Source organism: Nocardia brasiliensis NBRC 14402 (assembly GCF_000308475.2).
Classification (GTDB): Bacteria; Actinomycetota; Actinomycetes; order Mycobacteriales; family Mycobacteriaceae; genus Nocardia; species Nocardia brasiliensis.
In genome coordinates this window covers 13260-32540 of record NZ_BAFT02000032.1, presented here as the reverse complement: position 1 = coordinate 32540, position 19281 = coordinate 13260, and the positions used below count along the sequence as shown (strand labels likewise).

Sequence of the window (19281 nt, the reverse complement as noted above, 5' to 3'; positions counted from 1 at the left end):
ATGGCCGATATCGCGGTGCGGATCGCACCCGCCGACGGATATGTCGCGTGGACCCAGCACGCGAAAACGCTCGCCCGCGAACCGAGCTCGCCGGGCGTCGCCGTTCGTCTGGCCGTGCTGGCGACCTACACCACCGACTTCCTCACCGAGCTGCTGCCGCTGGCCTGCGCTCGCGCCGGGGTGACCCCGGAGCTGCTCGAGTTTCCGTTCGGTCAGGTCGAGCAAGTCCTGCTCGCGCCTCAAACACCGTTTCGCGAAGGCGATTACGTCGTGCTGGCGGGTACGCACCACGATGTCACCGGCACGGTCGAGGAGACCGTGGACCGCTGGGTCGGGCTGTGGGACGCCGCGGCGCGCTCCGGCGTGCGGGTGGTGCAGCTCGGGTTCGCACCGCCCGCGGTCGACGCGTACGGCGCGGCCGCCTGGCGTACCCCGCAGTCGCTCTCACACCGGGTGCGCGAGATCAACGCGCGGCTCGCCGAACAGGCGGCGGGCCGAGTGCTCTTCGTCGACGTGGAACAGCTTGCCGCCCAGGTGGGTCTGCGGCAGTGGGAGGACTCGCGCAGCTGGTACCGGGTGCGGCAACCGTATGCGCCGGACAGCCTGCCGTGGCTGGCCGCGGCGATCGCCGACACGGTCGCGGCCGACCGGGGCCGGTCCGCGCGGTGCGTGGTGGTCGACCTCGACGGCACCCTGTGGGGCGGCGTCCTCGGCGACGACGGCATCGACGGCATCCGGGTCGGCACCGGCGCCGAAGGCGAGGCGTTCGCCGATTTCCAGCGCTATCTGCGGGCGCTCACCGAGCGCGGCGTACTGCTCGCGGTGGCCAGCAAGAACGATCGCGAGCTCGCGCTGCGGGCCATCGACGAGGCGCCGGGCATGGTGCTGCGGGCCGCGGACTTCACCCACATCGTCGCCGACTGGCGGCCGAAATCCGAACAGCTCCAGGAGATCTCGCAGAAGATCCGGCTCGGCCTCGGCAGCATTGCGTTCGTCGACGACAACCCGGCCGAATGCGCCCAGGTCGTCGCCGCGCACCCCGAGGTGCGCGCGCTGTGCCTGCCCGCGGCGCCCGCGAAGTTCCGTGCCGCGCTGGCCGCGCTGCCCTGGCTGCATCCCGGTGCGCTGTCGAGTGAGGACTTCTCGCGGCAGCGCTCCTACCAGGCACTGGCCGCCGCCGAACGGATCGTGACGGACAACCTGGACGAGTTCCTCGCGAGCCTGGACATGATCGCCACCATCGAGCCGATCAACAGCACCACGCTGGACCGGGCCGCCCAGCTGATCGCCAAGACCAACCAGTTCAACCTGACCACCCGCAGGCACACCCAGAGCCAGGTCCGGAAGATGGCCGAGGATCCGCGCTGGTTCGCCGCGATCCTGCGCCTGCGGGACCGTTTCGCCGATCACGGCATCGTCGGCGTGCTGCTCGCCGAGGACCGCGAGGGCGCCGTCGAGATCGACACCCTGCTGCTGAGCTGCCGGGTGATCGGCCGGAACGCGGAAGACAATCTGCTGGCCGCGGCCGCCGAATGGGCGCTGGCACAGGGCAGCTCGCGATTGGTGGGCCGGTATCTCCCGACCGCCCGCAACGCGCTGGTGCGCGAGCTGTACCCCCGGCACGGTTTCGCACTCGAGGCGGAGTCGGCGCAGGGGGCGGTATACGGATTCGACCTGACGGGTGGCGCGCCCGCGCGCAGCCCGCACGTGCGAGAGGCGCAGACCCACCATGGCTACTGATGTGATGGAGCAGTTGCTCGAGCTGTTCGCCGAAGTGGTCGGCGAGCCGGCCGCCCACGGCCCCGATACCGTGCGCGCCGACATGGACACCTGGGATTCGCTGGCCCAGGTCCGGCTGGTGTACGCGGTGGAACGCGCGTTCGCGGTGGAACTTCCGGAGCGCACGCTCACGTCGGAACCCACGCTCGCCGAACTCGCCGCGGCCGTGGTGACCGCACGGCGGGAGCGGGTGTCATGACGGCCCGCGTGTTCCGTGTGACCGATACCGACGTGGCGACCTACGCGGCCGCCACCGGTGATCGCAATCCGTTGCACGTGGACAACGATTTCGGCCACCGTTCGCCGTACGGCAGGCCGGTGGCGCACGGCGCGCTCGTGGTCACCTTGGCGCTGGCCGCGCTCGCCGAGACCACCGATCCGATGGCGGTGCGCGATATTCGGGCGACGTTCCGGCAGCCGACGATTCCGGGCCGCCGCTACGAGGTCGACTGGACGGTGTCGGAGAGCGAGGCCCGCGGCCGGGTCAGCTTCGGCGGCATCGAGGTGGTCGGCGTCCGGTGCCGGCTGGGTTCGGTGCTGCCGTGGTGCGGACCCGCCGCCGCGGACCAACCGCGCCGTGATACCCCGCGCGTGCTCGGATTGGCCGATGTGGCAGGCGATTCCGCGCAGGCGCCGGGCGCCGAAGGCGGGACGTATGCGGTGGACTACCCGTTGATCGCCGCCCTGGTCTCGCGGGTGATCGGCGGGCGCGTGCCCGAACATGTCGCGGCCGTGCTCGGCTGGGCCAGCTACTGGACCGGCATGTGCACGCCCGGCCGGGACGCGCTGCTCGTCGCGACGACCATCGTGCTGCACGGGTCCGGTTCCGGCGCAGTGGAATTCGACACCGCCGCGCCCGAGGTGGACCGGCGCTCGGGGCTGGTCACCCTGCAGGCCGGCATGCGCTGCGGCGCCAGCGCCGACGTCACCGTGCAGAGCCTGATCCGGGAGTCGGTGCCCGGACCGGACCCGCAGGAACTGGCCGCCGTGCTACCGCCCTCGGAGCGGCTCGCGGGCCGCACCATCCTGGTCGTCGGCGGCAGCCGGGGACTCGGCGCCGCCGTCTCACTGGGGCTGGCGAGTCAGGGCGCGCGGGTCCTGGTGAGCTGCACCCGCGCGCCCGAGGTGCTCGCCGCGGCCTCGCACGCCTACCGGGACCGGCTGTGGCCGGTGCTCGCCGACGCCAGCGACGGCTACGCCCTCGGTGCCGCCCTGCCCGAAGGGCCCCTCGACGGCGTGGTGCTGCTCGCGGCCCCGGCGATTCCGACGCTGCCGCTGGCGCCGGACGCGGTCGAGACCGCCGCGCAGTTCATGGCGGCGAGCACCCGGCTGGTCTTCGCGCCGCTGTCGGTGTGCGTGCCCCGGCTCGAGAAGGGCGCCACCGTGGTGCTGATCTCGTCGGAGGCGGTGCTGGCTCCGCCCCGCTGGTGGCCGCACTACGCGGCGGCCAAGGCCGCGGTCGAGGGACTCGCGGAATACGTTGCGCGCCATCATCCGTGGCACGTGGTGGTGGTCCGTCCGCCGCGGCTGTGGACCGACCTGACGAACACCCCGGGCGGACGCGCGGTGAGCAACCCCATCGCGCCGGTCGCCGCCGATATCGTCAACGCCTTCTCCGCCGAAGACGTTGTCGCCGGAGAAGTTTCGGTGCTCGGCGCGGCCGGATGGGGCGCGCCCTGGCCACTGCTGCACGAGGAGGTGCGAGATGCTGGAGATCTGCGATCTGAACAAGTCGTACGGTAAGAAACAGGTGCTCACCGGAGTCGACCTGCTCGTGCGACCCGGCGAGATCGTCGGCCTGCTCGGTCCGAACGGGGCGGGCAAGACCACCACGGCGTCCATCGTCGCGGGTCTCACGCCCGCCGACTCGGGGACGGTCCGGATCGATGACATCGACCTCGCGACCGAGCCGCGCCAGGCCCGGCGCAAGCTGGGTTTCGCGCCGCAGGAACTCGGCGTGTATCCGACGCTGACCGCGCGGGAGAACCTGACCTTTTTCGGCAGGCTGATGGGTGTGGGCCGCAGGGAACTGCCCGCGCGGATCGACGAGGTCGCCTCGCGGCTCGGCATCACGCCGTTCCTCACCACCCGGGCACACCAGCTCTCCGGTGGTCAGCAACGTCGGCTGCACACCGCGATGGCGCTGCTGCACGAGCCGGACGTGCTGTGGCTGGACGAGCCGACCGTGGGCGCGGACGTCTCGGCCCGGCAAGACCTGCTCGACGAGGTACGCAACCTCGCCGATCGGGGCGCGGCGGTGGTGTACGCAACCCACTACCTGCCGGAACTCGAGGTGCTCGGGGCCCGGGTGGTCGTGCTGCATCAGGGCCGAATCCTGGCGCAGGGGAGTGCCGCCGACCTGATCGAGCGCCACGCGCAGGCGGCGGTCAGTCTCGAATTCGCGACCGAGATCCCCGCGAGCCTCGGCGGGTTCCTCGCCGCGCCGGGCGCCACGGTGGTCGAGGGGCGCCGGCTCGACATTCCGACGAACGCGCCGGGCCAACTGCTCGCGCAGCTGTTCACCACGTTGGACACCGATACCGAGCAACTGCTTGCCGCGGAGATCCAGCACCCAAACCTGGAGAACGCCTACCTGGCGATCATGCGCGCGGCCGCGACCGGCGCCGACCAGCCCGTCGAAGGGATCCGAGATGCTGTTGCATGACTCCGCCGTCGATCGGGTGCGCGCGCTGTCCTGGGCGGACCTGCGCCGCATCCGGTCCGACCCGGCCCAGCTCATCGTGCTCACGGTGCTGCCCATCGGCATGATGGCGTTCCTGACCCCGGCGAACAAGGCGCAGCTGCGCTTCTTCGGCGGGTTCCCCAACGCCAGCGGCATCGAGCAGGCGGGGCCGGGCACCATCGTGATGTTCGCCTTCTTCATCACGACCTTGCTCGGCGCCTCGTTCTTCCGCGAGCACGAGTGGGGCACCTGGGATCGGCTGCGTGCCGCGCCTGTGCGCGCCGGGGAGATCATCCTCGGCAAATCGCTCCCGTCGGTGCTGTTCTCGGTGGTGCACCTGAGCATCCTGTGGCTGGTCGCGTTCACGCTGTGGGACCTGCACAGCAAGGGCTCGGTCTGGCTGCTGGTCCCGATCAGCGCCTCGCTGATGGTCGCGACCTGGGGCTTCGGCATCGCGCTCGTCTCGCTGTGCCGCACCATCGACCAGCTCTCGATCATGGCGCAGGTCGGTTCGCTGGCCATCGGCGGGCTGGCGGGCACGATCACGCCGCGCGACACGCTGCCCGGTTGGGCACAGGCCTTATCGCCGTTCACGCCGCAGTACTGGGCGTTGAAGGGTTACCAAGACGTCATCCTGCGCGGAGCCGGGTTCGCCGACATCGTCGTGCCCTGCCTGATCCTGCTCGGGGTCGGCGTCGTCGGCGGACTGGTCGCCCTGTTCCGGTTCCGGCTCAGCCACAGCAAGGTCGGCCGCAGCTGAGCGCTATTCGATCGGCTGAGTGATCGCGTTGTGCTCGTCGTTGATCAGATGGAAGGCCGAGGCCAGGTCGTCCAGGGCGGTCTGCCAGAGCGATTCGGTGCCGTCGCCGTGCGGGTTCCCGCTGCTCAGGGACAACAGCACCTGTGCGGCCTCGGCGGCGCGGGCTGCGGCGTCGAGCAGGACCGGGGCCTGATCGGAGAGATGGCGCGGGGCCAGCGCGTCGATCCGGTTGTGCAGCCAGTGCGCGTCGAAATGGGCCTGTTCGGTGGCGTTCTCGCCGTCCAGCGCGGGCTGGGTGCTCGCCGCGGTCCAGCGCCGGGCCAGTTCCTGCTGGTCCGGCGTGTTGGTCACCGCGCTGCGCAGTTCGCTGCTGAACACCCGCTGCAACAGCGCGGCCAGTTTGGCGCGCTCGACCGCCGGGTCGTTGTTCTCGGTGGCGAGGGCGTCGATGTCGCCGGGGTCGATGTGCAGCACTGCCAGAATTGCCCTCAGTTGCGCGATCGTGGCCACTCAACCCCTGCCTTGTCTGCCTCGCCGAGCCGCTCCTCGGCACCACCCGACCCCCGGTACACGGAACGATTAACCAAATGATAGCCGCACGGTGTCATCGTGACACCGCAAACGCCGCGCGAATCGTCCGGTCCGATATGCGTGTTGGCTATGGCCCGCAATCGATCTCGGCGCGAAGTTGGTTGTGCCTTTGATCACCGCCGCCTCTCTGGCCGATTTAGAATGATCCCTCTAATATCGAGGTATGAGCAACAGAGATGTGGTGAATCAGTTCTATCTGGCGATCCAGGCCAACAGCGGCGCCGCGATCTTGGCCGCGCTGCATCCGCAGTTCGAGGCCGAGGTGGCACCGGGCATGCCCAGCGTCACCGACTTCGCGCCGCGCGGTCCGAAGGTCGCGCTGGCCACCGTGTGGGGACCCGTCGGCCAGGACTTCGATATCGCGCCGTACGCCGAGGCCTGGTACGACACCGAGGACGGCGGGGTGCTCGTCACCGGGCACTATCGCGGCACTGCGCGCGCGACGGGTAAACCCGTACTCGCGGAGTTCGCGCATCTGTGGCACGTGGCCGACGGCAAGATCAGCGCGCTGCATCAGTACACCGATACCTGGTGCTGGCGCGCCGCGCTGGCCGCCTGAGCAACTCGCGATATCGGGCAGTCCCGGTGTGCGCATGGTGACCTCGTTCCGAAACATCGATGCCTACACATCTGAGTTCGGCTCGGTCACCCCCGCGGATTGTCGACACGCCGAAACAATCTCGGCGATCTCGTTGCGGCCTGGTCGCTCAGCGGATCTTGCTCTCGGCCGCGACCATGTCCAGGACCAGATCCTGTAATAGTCGGCAGGTGGTGTGCGCCTGGGCGAGCAGCAGCTCCGACGATTCGGCCTCCGCCACATCGATGAGCTCGTTCATCTGATGGCACAGGGCGACGAGCCGTCGCACGACCTGCCGCCGCTCCCTGCAGGTGAGTACGTCGCTACGCATACCTTTCCCATCGCGGCGCGCCGCCCACTCGTTTCGGCAACTCGCCGGACACCTTGCGGCGAAAGGATTGTCAGCGTCGCCGCCGCTGTTGCGCAGCGCGTCAGTTGACGCGGGGCGCGGTGCCGCCGGGGAAGGTGACCTGCTGGGCGGTAGCGTATTCGGCTTGGACCTTGTAGTAGCGGTCGGTGGGGCCGTAGGCGGCGTAGAAGACGAAGCCGCGCGTGTCCGGGTCGACGAAGGGCGCGCCCTCGACGAAACGGGCCAGCACCGGATGCAGGTGCGTCGGGAAGTTCGCGGCCTGCACGCGCAGCGGGAAGCAAATGCGTTGCATGCGTGCGGAAGTCCACGAGAAGGTGCGATAGATATTGAAGGTGCGGCCGAGTAGCGCGAGCTCCTCCTCGGTCGCTGCGGTGAAGTCGAGGTCGGCCAGGATCTCGGCGATATCGGCCGAGCCGAGGCTGCCCGGTTCGAACACGTTCGAGTACAGATTCATCGTGCGGGCCGCGAAATCGACTGCGAGGATACCGATTCGGCCGCCGTAGCGGGACAGGTGCCCGGCGTGCGCGCGGGCCGCCTCCGGTATCCCGGGGAAGGCGAGCATCCGTTCCACGCTCAGCAATTCGGGGAAGATCAGCCAGATCTTCTGCACACCGTCGGACAGGGCGACGTCGACGCCCGCCCGGGCGGGCACCGCCGCGCTGACGGCGGCAAGCAGCTCCTCCATCGGATGTCCGGTGTAGGTGAGCAGTCCGGCGTCGCGCAGGGTGGCGACGAGTTCGGTCGGCTCGCCGGCGTGCATCAAACGCATGTTGACGTCGCGCTCGGGCACCGGGTGTGTGGTGGTGCGTACGGCGACAACGGAATTCGTCCACAGGTCGGCGAGCGGCTCCAGGACCGGGTCCACGACCGCCGGGTCGTAACGGACCTCGGCCAGGCGCGCGTACTCGCGCAGATCCCGGCGCAGGCTGTCGAGCGTCACCACTGCGGTAGAACTCATCAGTCACCTCGAATATGCAACCGCCACAGGCTGCCCGAGCCGCCGATGGCTGTGGGAACGGATGGACCGACACGACGTCCGAGGGGACACGATAGTCGGTCCGGGCGCAGGATACGGCGAAGTGGGCAGGAAAGTTGAAGCGTTGACCGAACGGACGGCGGCGCCGGCCCGAACGGAGGAAACCGAAAGGTACCTTTTCGCTGTCCGGGGCAATACCGAAAGGTATTGAAACTGTTAGGTATTAAATACTGCGAGGTATATTTAGGACGTATCCTCGGTAAATGCCGCGCTGCTGCGAATTCCCCCCGCGTTTGCCGTACAACACGCGGAGACGGTGTGTAGCGTCTGGAATCCTCAACCCTTACAGAACAGGCGAGGAGCGCGTGCTCGATATCGACGGCTGCCTTGCGCGCATTATGGATATACCCGGTGCGTGCAGTACGACACTAGTGGACGGTACGAGCGGTCTCGCGATCGCCGCGGCGGGTCGGCACGACCTGGTCGATCAACACGAAGATGCCGCTGCCACAACCGATATCGTGCGTTCAGTGCTGCACTGCGCGGCGCTCGCGACCGGATCCGACGACACCGAGATCATCGTGTGCGGAACGCACGCCTATCACCTCTTGAATCCGCTGCCCGGGGATTTCGCCGGGCAGCTCTTCGTGCACGTCCTGTTCGATGGTGACACCGGAAATCTGGCGCTGGCCCGATACCGGCTGCGGGGAATTCTCGCGGAATTCGCTGGGGACGATCATGAGCGTTGAGACGGAAGTCCGCGGGGCAGTTTGGGAGGACCCGTGACCGCGCGAAGGAAATTGCTCGGAGATTTGATGGGAAGGTTGACAAAGGTGGCGATGACCGCACCGGAACTGAACACGACCGTACTGGGGGAGTTGAAGCTGCTTCGCGAGCGGGTCCCGCAGCTGACCGGCGCGCTGGTCGCCTCCAGCGACGGGTTGCTCGTCGCCCACGATTTACCACCGCACATCGAGCCCGGCGGCATGGCCGCCCTGGCCGCCGCGCAACTGTCGCTGTCTTATCGGCTGACGACCACCGCGCACGGGGGCGGCTTCCACGAGGTCGTGGTGCGCGGCAGCGAAGGACACGTGGTGATCTACGCGGCGGGGTGGACCTCGCTGACCGTTCTGGCCGGGCCCGACGTGAATGTCGGCCGACTGCACCTGGAGTCGCGGCCGGTGGCCCGCGCCATCGCCGACCACATGCTGGCGAACGACTTCGGCACAGACCAGACAACACACACCGAATGAGAGGAAAAGACATGTCCAATCTGGATCTGTCGCTGAAAGACATGATGGTGATCGACGGCGCGCTCGGCGCCGCGGTCGTGGACTACAACAGCGGGATGGCGCTCGGCACGCTCGGCAGTTCCAAAGCGCTCGATCTGCAGGTCGCCGCCGCCGGCAACACCGAGGTGGTGCGCGCCAAGATGCGCACCATCGATCAGCTCGGCCTCAACGAAGGCATCGAGGACATCCTCATCTCCCTCTCCGGCCAATACCACATCATCCGTCCCGTGAGCGGCCGAAAATCCAAGGGCCTGTTCCTCTACCTCGCCCTCGACCGCACCCGCGCCAACCTCGCCCTCGCCCGCCACCGCCTAAAAGGCATAGAAGAAGACCTCGAGGTCTGACCCCCGGTAGCGCCGGCGCGGCGGCCCCTCGCCGCCCGGGCGCGCCCCGGTCGGGTCCGTTTGCCGCGCCGGTTCGGTCCGTCCGGGGTCAATCCTCGGCCGCGGCCATCACGTCCGCCACCGCAGGTTCGGGCTGTTTCGGGGCAGCGGGCACCCATCCCCGCAGCGGCTGCACGACCGAGCCGTAGAAGGCGTCGGTCGCCGAGGTCACGCTGGCGATGAAGCTCGCGGCGGTACCCGAGCGTCGGCTACCCATCGGAAACGTCTGCTCCAGCGCGAAGGACACGATCGAGCCGACGCGGTCGTTCGTCAGCACCTTCGGGTCCGCCCGCACGGTGGCAAGGTGTTCGCAGGTCTCGTTTCCTCGTTCGGAGAAGACTGCTTCGACTTGGACGTCGCCCGGTGCTTCGCTCAATTGCCGCAGCAGCCAAGCCAATCGGCGCCCCGAATTGCCTTCGTTCGGTGCATCCAGCGTGGTCCGGCAGCGGATCTTGTTCGTCCGCACATCCGCGATCACGACGAGATCACCTGCGGTATCGGGGATTCGCAGTACTGCCTCGAAACTTCCCTCGGCGGCGAGGTGTTCGGCCACTGCCGCGCTACGGGCTCCAGGATCAGCGCGATGCCTGCGCGGCAGGACATGTGTGACGGTCACCCCGAGTTCGGCGGTCAACCGCAATGCGAGGTGGCGCGACAGCGCGACCCAGGTATCGGCGACGGTCAGGGCCTTCTGATCACCGGCACGCAAGGTGCCGGCGACCACTGCGTCGCGGACCGCGACCCAATGCCTGCCCATGTCGACGAACTCCGCCGCACCCGACCGCGGATGATCCAGATAGCGCAGGAACTCGCTCAGGATCCAGGCGTGCAGGTCGTTGTCGATGCCGCCGTGGGAGAGCAACATTCGCGCCTCGTGCGCCACCTCGGACCAAGACAGGTGCCGTAGTGCCACCTTGGTGAGTTTGCGCCGGTCCACCTCGACAGGGAGTTCGCCCGGCCCGGCCGGAATGTCGTTCGACAGGCTGACCACTACGTCGTACTTCTTCTTACGCGCCACGTCGAGGTAGCTTTCGAGCTGGTCGCGCCGGAGCTTGCCGTTGCCCGTCTTGACCTCGAGCAGCCCCGTCCACACGCGGCTGCCGCGCGAGACCTTGAGCACGGCGTCTGGAATGACCTTCGAATCGCCCCGGTCGTACTGTACCTCGACGTAACCCTCGAAAGCGCCCACCGGCGCACCCATTCGGGCACAGACGGCGCGTGCGAACGGACGCACCGCCTGCATGGTCGCGATGAGCGCCGAGGTCGCGCGCCGCTCTTGCTCTTCACCCGCACCGACGCCGACGACCGAGAAAAGTGGGGCCGGTTGCCAGGAATCGAGTTCGGCCAGTTTGAATTCGACCGGCTTCGCCTTGCGTGGCGCTCGTTTGGCGGTGCGGACACCGCGAGTGCGGGCTTGCGGGCGCACTACCGGGGCGGTGTCCTGCTGCGGCGCATCGGCAACCGCGACAACCTCGATCGCATCGGCTGTGACGGGCAGCGGGTCCTCGACAGAGGCGATGTCTGCGGTAGCTTCCGCGGTTTCGTGTTCGTCGTCGATGTCGACACCGAAATCTGTTGCGAGACCGGCAAGTCCGGAGGCCCAGCCCTGCCCGACGGCACGCACCTTCCATTCACCGCCCCGCCGGTACACCTCGCCGAAAACGAAGGCCGACTCCGTAGTCGCATCGGCGGTCACGTACTCCGCCAAGGAATACCCGGCAGCGTCGACTACTCGAAGGGTCAGTTTGCCGAGGTTGCCGAAGGTCCCGTCACCGACACTGCCGACCAGGGCAATGGTGTGGACTGCGGCGGAAACAGCAGACAGATCGATTGCGATGCGGGCCTGCGCGCCCGCTTCGGTCGCGCTCGTACCTAGAAACCGGACCGAGCCGTCCGGTGACTCCGGCTGGTTGTAGAAGATGAAATCGCTGTCGGCGCCGACCTTTCCGTCAGCGCTCAGCAACAGCGCGGAGGCGTCGACTTGGATCTCCGACTCGGACCACCCGATCACGACGTCGATCTGAACTACCTCGTCCGGCAATCGAACGTTTTGACCTTTGGCCAGGGTCGGAGATGTCACAGAAAAGTCACCCCTTGGGTAATCAGGCACGCAAGCCATTACTGGCCCCCACTGCGTCGGCATCGCGCGAAGTGCGACGATGCAGTGATAGTCGGGCGCGGGTGCGGCCTTGTTACGCAGGGATTTCGAGACTTACCGGTCTGCTGAGTCCTGGGTGCGCGCTGGTGCTCAGCGGAGGGTGGGGGCTAGGCCGTTGGGGGTGAAGAGTTGTTTGGGGTCGGCTACGGGGCGGTTGTTGATCAGGACGGTGGGAGTAGAGCGGATGCCGCCGTCGATGATCTCCTTGGATTTGGTGCGCAGGTAGGTGTCGTAGCGGCGGTCGGTGATGCATTGGGCCACAGCGGGTTCGGTGTAGCCGGCGCTCTGGGCGATCGCGATCAGGTCGGTGTCGGGCAGGCCGGCGCCGCCCTCGGCGGGCTGCTGCTCGAACATGGAGGCCAGCCAGCCCTGGAACTTCGCCGGGTCGGCTTCGGCGACACAGTAGGCCGCGTTGCCCGCGCGCGAGGAGTACTGGGTGGTGGAGGCGCGGTCGAGGAACGAGATGATGTTGTACTCGATCAGCGCGGCACCGCGGGACGCGGCGTCCTCCAGGGCGGTGGCGTTGGCCTGCTCGAACGCCTGGCAGGCCGGGCATTGCAGGTCGGCGACCACCTGGACGACGTTTTTCGCGGCGGGATCGCCGATCTGGATGGCGCCGTTGGCGGTGACATTGGCGGGGGTCGCGGCCAGCGGCTGCTGTTGCTCGGCGGCGGGCTGCTGACCGGTCGCCGGCTGTTGCGCCTGTGGCGCCGCGACCGCGGTGCCGACGAAGTCCCGGCTCAGGTCCTGCGCCACGATCACGACGCTGACCCCGGAAATGACGGCGAACAGCAGGGCGCCCGCGACCATGCAGGCCAGCACCGTGCGATTGCGGTCCCCGCTCGGCGGCAGGCTGGGCCACCCACTCCGACTGGTGTTCATCGTTCCCCCATGCCTTTCGCCGATCGAACAGGTTCGCTCCGACACATTAGTGTCGCCGACCGCGTTTCGTATCGCCGACCGGCGAATAGCACTCGGCGCGCGGATGATCGGCGGCTTGTGCATATTCGGTTGACCCGTCACCGGAGCGGAAAAGTAGGGTGGTCCGGTGATTCGGACAGCTGCGTTGGCCCACGTCAGGGATCGCCGTCTGCTGCAGACGCGATCGATCGGCAAGGAAGTCTTCTACATGGCGGGCGGGAAGATCGATCCCGGGGAAACGCCCGTCGGCGCGTTGCACCGCGAGGTGCGTGAGGAACTCGGCGTCGGCGTCGTGTCCTGCGACGAACTCGGTGTGTTCGAGGCCGAAGCCTACGGCCACGCGGCCGGCACCCAACTGCACATGACGTGCTTCACCGCGGAGTTGGACGGTGAGCCCCAGCCGACCAGCGAGATCGCCGAACTGCGGTATTTCACGGTGAGCGAGTACGCGGCAATGGATCACGTCGCCCCCGGCTCGATGCTGGTCTTCCGCAGGTTGCACGAGTTGGGCGTGGTCGACTGGTAGGTCCGCGAGAGCTGCGTTCTCGCAAGGGTATTCGAGATCAACTTGCGATTCGGCACGAATAGCACCACGGTGCGGTAGGCGGTGCACGCAACTGCTCGTTGCGACGTTACGCGATGCGCGGATCGCCAGCGCGGTGGGCGCGGTGTTGCGGGGTCCGTGGGGGTCGCGTGTTATGTGATCGGCGGACCCGATTGCGGCGAGGGTTGCCGCGGAAGAGCGACGTGGCCCTTGAGCAGCTGTCACCGCGATTGGTATGGCGCGAAGCCACTTCCGCGCTAGGCTCGGCTGCGAGATTCGGCGAAGGCCGGGTTGCGGCGCACCCACTCGAAGGGAGTCCGAATGTCCGGGTTCGATCGGGGTGCGGTGCAGGTGATCCTGTGTGACATCTTCGGTACCACGGTGGACTGGTTCAGCGGGGTCAGTGGGCAGGCGGCGGAGATCTTCGCGGCGGCCGAGGTGCAGCTCGATGCAGAGGTGTTCGCCAACGACTGGCGGGACATGTATCTGCCTGCGATGCAACGGGTTCGGGCGGGCGAGCGGCCGTGGGCCTATCTCGACACGTTGCATCGTGAATCGCTGGACAGTCTGCTGGAGCGGCACGGCGTCGCCCTCGATGACGACGCCCGTGCCCGGTTGGTCCGAGCCTGGCACCTGCTGCCCGCCTGGCCCGACGCGGCAGCCGGGCTGGCCCGGTTGCGGACCCGCTATACCGTCGCGGCGCTGTCCAACGGCGGCATGGCGTTGCTCACCCGTCTGGTGAAAACCGCTGAGCTGCCGTTCGATTGCATCCTGTCCGCGGAGTTGGCCCGGTCCTACAAGCCGGCACCGGAGGTATATCGCACCGCGGCGACACTGCTCGATATCGACCCCGATCGGGTTCTGATGGTCGCGACCCACGGTTGGGACATCGACGGCGCGCGAGCGGCGGGCTTGCGCACCGCTTTCGTCGAACGCCCGGGGGAGAAGGGCCCGCATCGGCAGGCCGACCGCCCGTCGGACACCGTCAGCGACCTGACGGCTTCCGACTTCCTTCAGCTCGCCGAAATCCTGGGCTGCTGAGCACTTTCCGCGGAACAGTCGATTCCACCCCAACGAACTGAGCTTTCCATCGACCCGACCGGCCGGCTTGTTACGACGCGGCGTCGCGCACCCGTGATCTTGATGCCTGCCCTGCCCTCGTGCTAACTGCCGCCTCATCACTTCTGTGTGCCTGTCGACAGTGGTGGCCGATCTGCGCCGAGGTGTCGGGCAGGGCCTGGTGCTGTAAACCGGTCAGCCGCAGAACAACGGCTGAAGCGGAGTCAACAGCGGGCTCACGGGGCCGTTCTGCCCACCCGTGATCTCGATCAGAAACACCGCCGGCCAGGTGAACACCGAGCACAGCAGCGAGGGCGGCGGCGGGGAGGCCTGAGCCGGCGCGGCCACTACCGACGTCGACGCGATGATCGCCCCGGCTACGCCCCAGAGCAGCAACTTTCGCATAGGTGTTCCTTCCTGCTAAGGCTGGACCTGCGAGGCGTAGGACGCTGTGTTCGCAGGTGAAGTGCATATCTGATCGGTGTTCAAATAGGGAACACTGATCGCAGATAGCCGAATAGTAGCTATATGTCGCCAGGTTGACAACCGGTGCAGACAACACCGAAGCCCGGACCGGGCTCGATGGTTGGCTCGGGTCGTGGCGAGCACGCGAGAGCCGCTTACCCCGCGGCGGCGAACGCCTCGTATCCGTGTTCGTCGAACAGCACGAAATGTGCTTCTCGTACGGTGGTTTTCGTGCTGCGGACGGTGTCGATGGCGATTCGGGCGCCATCGTCGAGGGGCCAGCCGAAGGCGCCGGTGGAGATGGCGGGGAAGGCGATGGTTCGGGCGCCGAGTTGGTCTGCGACGCGGAGGGATTCGCGGTAGCAGGAGGCGAGGAGGGCGGAGCGGTCTTCGGTGGGTGACCAGATCGGGCCGACTGTGTGGATGACCCAGCGGGCGGAGAGGCGGCCGGCGGTGGTGGCGACGGCTTGTCCGACGGGGAGACCCTGCTGGTATCGGGTGGCGCGTAAGTCGCGGCAGGCGGCGAGGATTTCGGGGCCGCCCGCCGCGTGGATCGCTCCGTCGACCCCGCCACCGCCGAGCAGAGAGGAGTTGGCCGCGTTGACGATCGCGTCGACGGACTGCCGGGTGATGTCCCCGCGCAGTAGCACGATGGCGGCGGTCCGATGCGATTCAGCGGTCATGGGGTCGACGGTAACGGGTGTGCCGAGAAGTGGGCCGGTTCAGGACTTCTCGGCGAGTTCGGCGAGGCGATCGACGGACGCCAGGAGCTTGTCCGAGGTGGTGGCGCGGGCCCGGACCAACCGCTTCTCGTCGGTCAGCTGCGACCAGTCGTACGTGTGCGTCACCCGGGTGCGTGCGTCGTCCAGCGGTTCTATCTCCCAGCGCCACAGGTGTCCCGGCGGCTGCTGTCCGACTTCGGATGGGCGCCAAGCGATTCGGCGTCCCTCCTCGAATTCCACCACGTGGTTTTCCCGCACGGCACCTATGGTGAGCGTCATGGTGAACACGTCGCCGACCGCACGCACCCGCTGACCGGTCGGCGCCTCGGCCAGATTCTCGTTACCGTCCCAGCGCGGTTGCTGCGCCGGGTCGGCGATCAACTCGAAGATCGCCGCCGCCTCCGCGGCAACTTCCCGGCTGGCCTGTACCACCTGCGCGACATCATCGGTCTCTGTCATGCTTCCGATCGAAACATCTCCGCACCCATCCCGCACCCCAAACTGCCCGCGGTCGGCAGACGTGCGCACCGCCACCGTCGTGCGCGCTCGGTTGTGCGACTGCCTGCCGTCGAGGGGGCCTATGCTTCGGCCGCCGTGTGCTGGACGTGCCAACGCCTATCGTCGAGGTCGGCAGCTGTGCCCGTTCGGCGGGCGCTCGGTTTGCGCGATTGCCTGTCGCCCAAGACGCAAGAGCGTCTGCGTTCGGCGGATTCCCAGTGCCTTCGCGACTGTGCTCGGTGGCGCGACCGCTTACCGTCGAAGGCGGGTAGCGGCCGATGCTGTGCCGCCGCCGTGGCGCGTCCGGCGACGCGGCCACCTGGCCAGGCCGGATAGCCGAGCGTCGCGGTTGGCCGCGCCCGCACCGTCGCACACCCCGACGTTCAATCCCATGTGGCCGTTTCCGGCTCGACTCCGTGCACGCGGGCGTTCGCGAACACCACGTCGCGCAACCACAGGGTGAGGTCGGGGGCCATGGCGTCGTGGTATTCCGCGTACCCGGGTTCGTCGACGAACATGCGGGCGATGCAGACGTGGCGGGCGTGGGGGCAGTCGAAGTAGCGGGACAGCAGGGCGCGATGACGTTCGGCGAGGGTGTTGGCCGCGTCGGAACCGGGGGCGATATCGGCGAGTTTCGCCGCGGCCAGGTCGGCGTACAGCTGCTCGGTTTCGGCGGCGATCTCGCGCCAGTCGTCCGCGGACCGATTCGCGGCCCGTTCGGCGTATTGCGCCCACTGCGGGCTGTCGCCCCAGCGCTGGCCGGCCTGCTCGACCCATTCGCTGCGCCACTGGTCGCCGAAGATCTCGACCTGCTGTTGCGGTGTCAACCGGATGCCGGACCGGAAGGATTCCAGCATCCGGTCGACCGCGCCGACCATCTCTTGCAGGCGAGCGATCCGGTCGACCAACTGGGATCGTTGGTTGCGCAGGTGGTCGCGCGCGTCGGTGGCCGGGTCGTCGAGGACTCGGGCGATGTCGGCGAGCGGCAGCCCGATCTCCCGGTAGACGAGCACGCGATGGATCCGCGCGATGTCCTCGGCCGAGTACAGCCGGTAGCCGGACCAGGTCCGCCCGCTCGGCTGGACCAAGCCGATCACGTCCCAGTGGTGCAGCGTGCGCACGCTGATCCCGACGAGCGCGGCGGTCCGGCCGACGGTCGTGCCGTCCGGGTCGGTCGGCTCGCCCGTCCCGGCCGGTGCGTCGCGGGCGCCTCGTGTCATCACCTCAGTATCGCGCATGGCTACTGCCTCCGATCTCCGGCGAATCCCAGGTCACGCTTCCGGTACGGGGAATCCGACGGCCCGCAGGGCGTCCGCTTGCGGACTGCGCGGGTCGATCGGCCGCGCCGCCGTCATGACGACGTGCGCGCGCTCCGGCGTGATCACCGTCAATTCGAGGGCGTTCCACGGCATCTCCCGGGGACCACTGGTGGAGCCGGGGACGAGTTCCTCGCAGCGGCTTGCGATCTCGTCGATCTGACTGGGCACACAGGAGAAGTCGACCCGCATGACGGGCGCGGCCTCGGCCGGCTCCCCGGCGACGAGCAATACGTCTTGAAATGCCCAGCGCCGCAGATGGATCAGCTGACCGGGGATGGTGAAAATGTCGATGAAGCCGAGCCCGTGCAGCCAGAAGTCCGCGGAAGCGGCGAAATCGGCGGTCGGCACGGTGATGAACATCGGCATGCCGTAGTAGCTGCGGTAGACCTCGGGAGCGACCGCGTCGAGCGCGGGCACCGGAACCGGGCTGATGTATTCGTTCATGCCCTGATCGTCGAGCCTCACGCGACGTAAGGGTCAAGCCAACGCTTTCACCACGTACGCGGCGGCCTCGGCGAGCAACGCCTGGTCGTATTCGGCCGCCGCGGTCGCCTTGCTGGACATGAGCGAGATGACCAGCGGCGCACGCTCCGGCGGCCACACGATGGCGATATCGTTGAGCGTGCCGTAATCCCCGGTCCCGGTCTTGTCGGCCACCTGCCAGCCCGGCGGCACGCCCGCCCGGACGCGCAACGCACCCGCACCGGTCGCGTTGCGCTCCAAGAGATCTCGCAGGAACGCGCGCTTGCCCCCGGGCAGCGCGTCGCCGAGCACGATCCGCTGGTAGTCGGTGCTGAGCGCGCGCGGTGAACTGGTGTCGCGTAAATCGCCGGGTGTCGCCTCGGTGATCGCGGGTTCGATCCGGTCCATCCGGGTGACCGGATCGCCGAGACCGTGCAGGTAGGCCGTCAGTTCCGCGGGTCCGCCGATATCGCGCAGCAGCAGGTTGCCCGCCGTGCCGTCGCTGTAGCGCACGGCCGCGTCGCACAGGTCGCGGATCGTCATGCCGGTGGCGACATGCTGCGGTGTGATCGCGGCATTCTTCGTCAGGTCCTCATCGGTGTACCGAATCACAGTGTCCAAGTGCGACATCGGATTTCGATGCAACATGGCCGCGGCGGCCAGTCCCTTGAAGGTGGAACAGAACGCGAACCGCTCGTCTGCCCGGTGCGCGATGGTCGCACCGCTCGCAGTATCGAGGGCGTAGACACCCAAGCGTGCGTCGAACTTTCGTTCCAGCTCGAAAAGCCGGTCGTGCCGTGCCTGCGTTGTCGGCGCGGAACCCGTTGTCGCGCTTGTCGAACAAGCTGTCAGCGGCAGCAGTGCGGTCGCGCCGAGTAGCGTCCGACGGCTGATGCGCTTGTCACCCAAGGTCATCCGATGAATGCTACGGCTGCCAGGTGATGCGACCACCTTCGAAATCCTGGGCTTTGCCACCCTCGTAGTCGTATTCGTCCCCGGTGGGGTAGCCGTAGGCGCCGTTTGCCCCGGCCCGGGATTCCCAGGTGAGCCGGATCGCGCCCCAGACCGCGTGGGCACCTGTCTTCTGCGACCAGTAGATGGCGCCGTCGTTGAACAGGTTGTAGCGGCCGTTGTTCTTGGCGGCCGCCTCGTCGGTGATCGGGAAGCCGAGCGGGCTGTTCTCCGAGCCGAGCGAGTTCCACTTGTCCCGGATCACGCCGCCGAGCTGATGCGCCGCGGTGCCCACCGACCAGTAGATCGAACCACCCTGGAAATGGCTGAAGCTGCCCGCTTTCACCGGCGTCTGCTGCACCCGGGTCACCGGGTAGCGCAGCGCGCCGGACTCCGCGCCGAGGCCGCGCCATTTCTCCAGGATCGGGCCGCCGATCTGGTGCGCGCCGACCTCGGCGTTCCAGTAGATCGCGGCGTTGCGCTCGAAGTCCTGGTACTTGCCGCCGTTCGCGGCGTCGGTCTCGGGCGTCGTCGGGTCGCCGAGTGCCGCGTTACCGCCGGCCGCGTCGTATTCGACCTCGATCGCGCCGCCGACCTCGAAGGGGCCGATCGGCCGGGCGTGCGCGACCCCCGCGGTGAGGGCTACCGCGAGCACCGCGGTGGCCAGTGCGGTCGAATACGAGCCGGGCAGAATCCGGTACAGGCGTGCCAATGAAACTCCTCGGTCAGGCCATCCTCGATGACGAGACAGCGTCGCCGAGGATGATGACA

23 protein-coding genes are annotated in these 19281 nt (G+C 68.0%); 11 read left to right on the top strand and 12 right to left on the bottom strand.

The genetic code is table 11. From position 1 onward, the window contains the following. Genes TY25_RS09280 through TY25_RS09260 form a run of 5 tightly spaced genes read left to right on the top strand, consistent with a single transcriptional unit; the run spans position 1 to position 5222 of the window. Positions 1-1740: an HAD-IIIC family phosphatase gene (locus TY25_RS09280; protein WP_052382886.1), complete on the top strand. Its 1740-nt coding sequence runs from the start codon at positions 1-3 to the stop codon at positions 1738-1740. Continuing rightward, entirely contained in the window at positions 1730-1978 is a 249-nt protein-coding gene (locus tag TY25_RS09275; RefSeq protein ID WP_063602714.1) for an acyl carrier protein, read from the top strand. Before TY25_RS09280 ends, TY25_RS09275 begins: the two co-directional genes overlap by 11 nt. Beyond that, positions 1975-3522 carry an SDR family NAD(P)-dependent oxidoreductase gene (locus TY25_RS40415; RefSeq protein WP_052382885.1) on the top strand — a complete coding sequence of 516 codons (1548 nt, stop codon included), beginning with the start codon at positions 1975-1977 and terminating at the stop codon, positions 3520-3522. The genes TY25_RS09275 and TY25_RS40415 overlap by 4 nt, the downstream gene beginning before the upstream one ends. Continuing rightward, positions 3485-4444, top strand: a complete 960-nt coding sequence (locus TY25_RS09265; protein ID WP_042255512.1) for an ABC transporter ATP-binding protein — start codon at positions 3485-3487, stop codon at positions 4442-4444. Before TY25_RS40415 ends, TY25_RS09265 begins: the two co-directional genes overlap by 38 nt. Beyond that, a complete protein-coding gene (locus TY25_RS09260) occupies positions 4431-5222 on the top strand; it encodes an ABC transporter permease (RefSeq protein ID WP_052382884.1) in 792 nt (263 codons plus the stop codon). Before TY25_RS09265 ends, TY25_RS09260 begins: the two co-directional genes overlap by 14 nt. Positions 5223-5225: 3 nt before the next feature. On the opposite strand, the gene TY25_RS09255 is transcribed toward TY25_RS09260, so the two are convergent. After that, positions 5226-5696: a hypothetical protein gene (locus TY25_RS09255; RefSeq protein WP_042255511.1), complete on the bottom strand. Its 471-nt coding sequence runs from the start codon at positions 5694-5696 to the stop codon at positions 5226-5228. 280 nt (positions 5697-5976) lie between these two features. On the opposite strand from TY25_RS09255, the gene TY25_RS09250 reads away from it, so the two are divergent. Then, a complete protein-coding gene (locus tag TY25_RS09250; RefSeq protein ID WP_042255510.1) occupies positions 5977-6372 on the top strand; it encodes a nuclear transport factor 2 family protein in 396 nt (131 codons plus the stop codon). A gap of 148 nt (positions 6373-6520) precedes the next feature. Here the strand turns inward: TY25_RS09250 and TY25_RS09245 are convergent, their stop codons facing one another. Together TY25_RS09245 and TY25_RS09240 are read right to left on the bottom strand one after the other, a co-directional pair. Beyond that, positions 6521-6721 carry a hypothetical protein gene (locus TY25_RS09245; RefSeq protein WP_042255509.1) on the bottom strand — a complete coding sequence of 67 codons (201 nt, stop codon included), beginning with the start codon at positions 6719-6721 and terminating at the stop codon, positions 6521-6523. A gap of 100 nt (positions 6722-6821) precedes the next feature. Continuing rightward, positions 6822-7718, bottom strand: coding sequence for an aromatic prenyltransferase (locus TY25_RS09240; protein ID WP_081868766.1), 897 nt, complete (start codon positions 7716-7718; stop codon positions 6822-6824). A 539-nt stretch (positions 7719-8257) separates the two neighbouring features. Between TY25_RS09240 and TY25_RS09235 the strand changes: the two genes are divergently transcribed. The 3 genes from TY25_RS09235 (at position 8258) to TY25_RS09225 (ending at position 9372) form a co-directional block, all read left to right on the top strand. Then, complete coding sequence (locus tag TY25_RS09235) at positions 8258-8485, top strand: hypothetical protein (protein WP_236639101.1); 228 nt, start codon at positions 8258-8260, stop codon at positions 8483-8485. 66 nt (positions 8486-8551) lie between these two features. After that, entirely contained in the window at positions 8552-8989 is a 438-nt protein-coding gene (locus tag TY25_RS09230) for a roadblock/LC7 domain-containing protein (protein WP_014984232.1), read from the top strand. Between the two features lie 11 nt (positions 8990-9000). Beyond that, a complete protein-coding gene (locus tag TY25_RS09225) occupies positions 9001-9372 on the top strand; it encodes a hypothetical protein (protein ID WP_042255505.1) in 372 nt (123 codons plus the stop codon). 88 nt (positions 9373-9460) lie between these two features. Here the strand turns inward: TY25_RS09225 and TY25_RS09220 are convergent, their stop codons facing one another. Next, entirely contained in the window at positions 9461-11530 is a 2070-nt protein-coding gene (locus TY25_RS09220) for a TerD family protein (protein ID WP_042255504.1), read from the bottom strand. A 129-nt stretch (positions 11531-11659) separates the two neighbouring features. Next, the gene (locus TY25_RS09215) at positions 11660-12451 is read right to left on the bottom strand and encodes a DsbA family protein (protein ID WP_042255503.1); all 792 of its coding nucleotides are present in this window, start codon (positions 12449-12451) and stop codon (positions 11660-11662) included. A gap of 166 nt (positions 12452-12617) precedes the next feature. Here TY25_RS09215 and TY25_RS09210 point away from each other — a divergent pair, with 166 nt between their 5' ends. Both TY25_RS09210 and TY25_RS09205 read left to right on the top strand, forming a co-directional pair. After that, entirely contained in the window at positions 12618-13016 is a 399-nt protein-coding gene (locus TY25_RS09210; RefSeq protein WP_042255502.1) for an NUDIX hydrolase, read from the top strand. 339 nt (positions 13017-13355) lie between these two features. Next, complete coding sequence (locus tag TY25_RS09205; protein ID WP_042255501.1) at positions 13356-14075, top strand: haloacid dehalogenase type II; 720 nt, start codon at positions 13356-13358, stop codon at positions 14073-14075. 213 nt (positions 14076-14288) lie between these two features. On the opposite strand, the gene TY25_RS09200 is transcribed toward TY25_RS09205, so the two are convergent. From TY25_RS09200 to TY25_RS09170, 7 genes are all read right to left on the bottom strand, one after another. Further along, positions 14289-14498: a hypothetical protein gene (locus tag TY25_RS09200; protein WP_042255500.1), complete on the bottom strand. Its 210-nt coding sequence runs from the start codon at positions 14496-14498 to the stop codon at positions 14289-14291. Between the two features lie 215 nt (positions 14499-14713). Continuing rightward, positions 14714-15241, bottom strand: coding sequence for an O-acetyl-ADP-ribose deacetylase (locus TY25_RS09195; RefSeq protein ID WP_042255499.1), 528 nt, complete (start codon positions 15239-15241; stop codon positions 14714-14716). A gap of 39 nt (positions 15242-15280) precedes the next feature. Next, positions 15281-15739: an SRPBCC family protein gene (locus tag TY25_RS09190; RefSeq protein ID WP_042255498.1), complete on the bottom strand. Its 459-nt coding sequence runs from the start codon at positions 15737-15739 to the stop codon at positions 15281-15283. A 422-nt stretch (positions 15740-16161) separates the two neighbouring features. After that, entirely contained in the window at positions 16162-16998 is an 837-nt protein-coding gene (locus TY25_RS09185; protein WP_042255560.1) for a MerR family transcriptional regulator, read from the bottom strand. A gap of 51 nt (positions 16999-17049) precedes the next feature. Next, positions 17050-17541, bottom strand: a complete 492-nt coding sequence (locus TY25_RS09180; RefSeq protein WP_042255497.1) for a glycosyl transferase — start codon at positions 17539-17541, stop codon at positions 17050-17052. A gap of 33 nt (positions 17542-17574) precedes the next feature. Continuing rightward, positions 17575-18468: a class A beta-lactamase gene (gene bla / locus TY25_RS09175; protein WP_370466278.1), complete on the bottom strand. Its 894-nt coding sequence runs from the start codon at positions 18466-18468 to the stop codon at positions 17575-17577. Positions 18469-18484: 16 nt separating this feature from the next. Further along, the gene (locus TY25_RS09170) at positions 18485-19222 is read right to left on the bottom strand and encodes an LGFP repeat-containing protein (protein ID WP_042255495.1); all 738 of its coding nucleotides are present in this window, start codon (positions 19220-19222) and stop codon (positions 18485-18487) included. Positions 19223-19281: the final 59 nt, after the last annotated feature.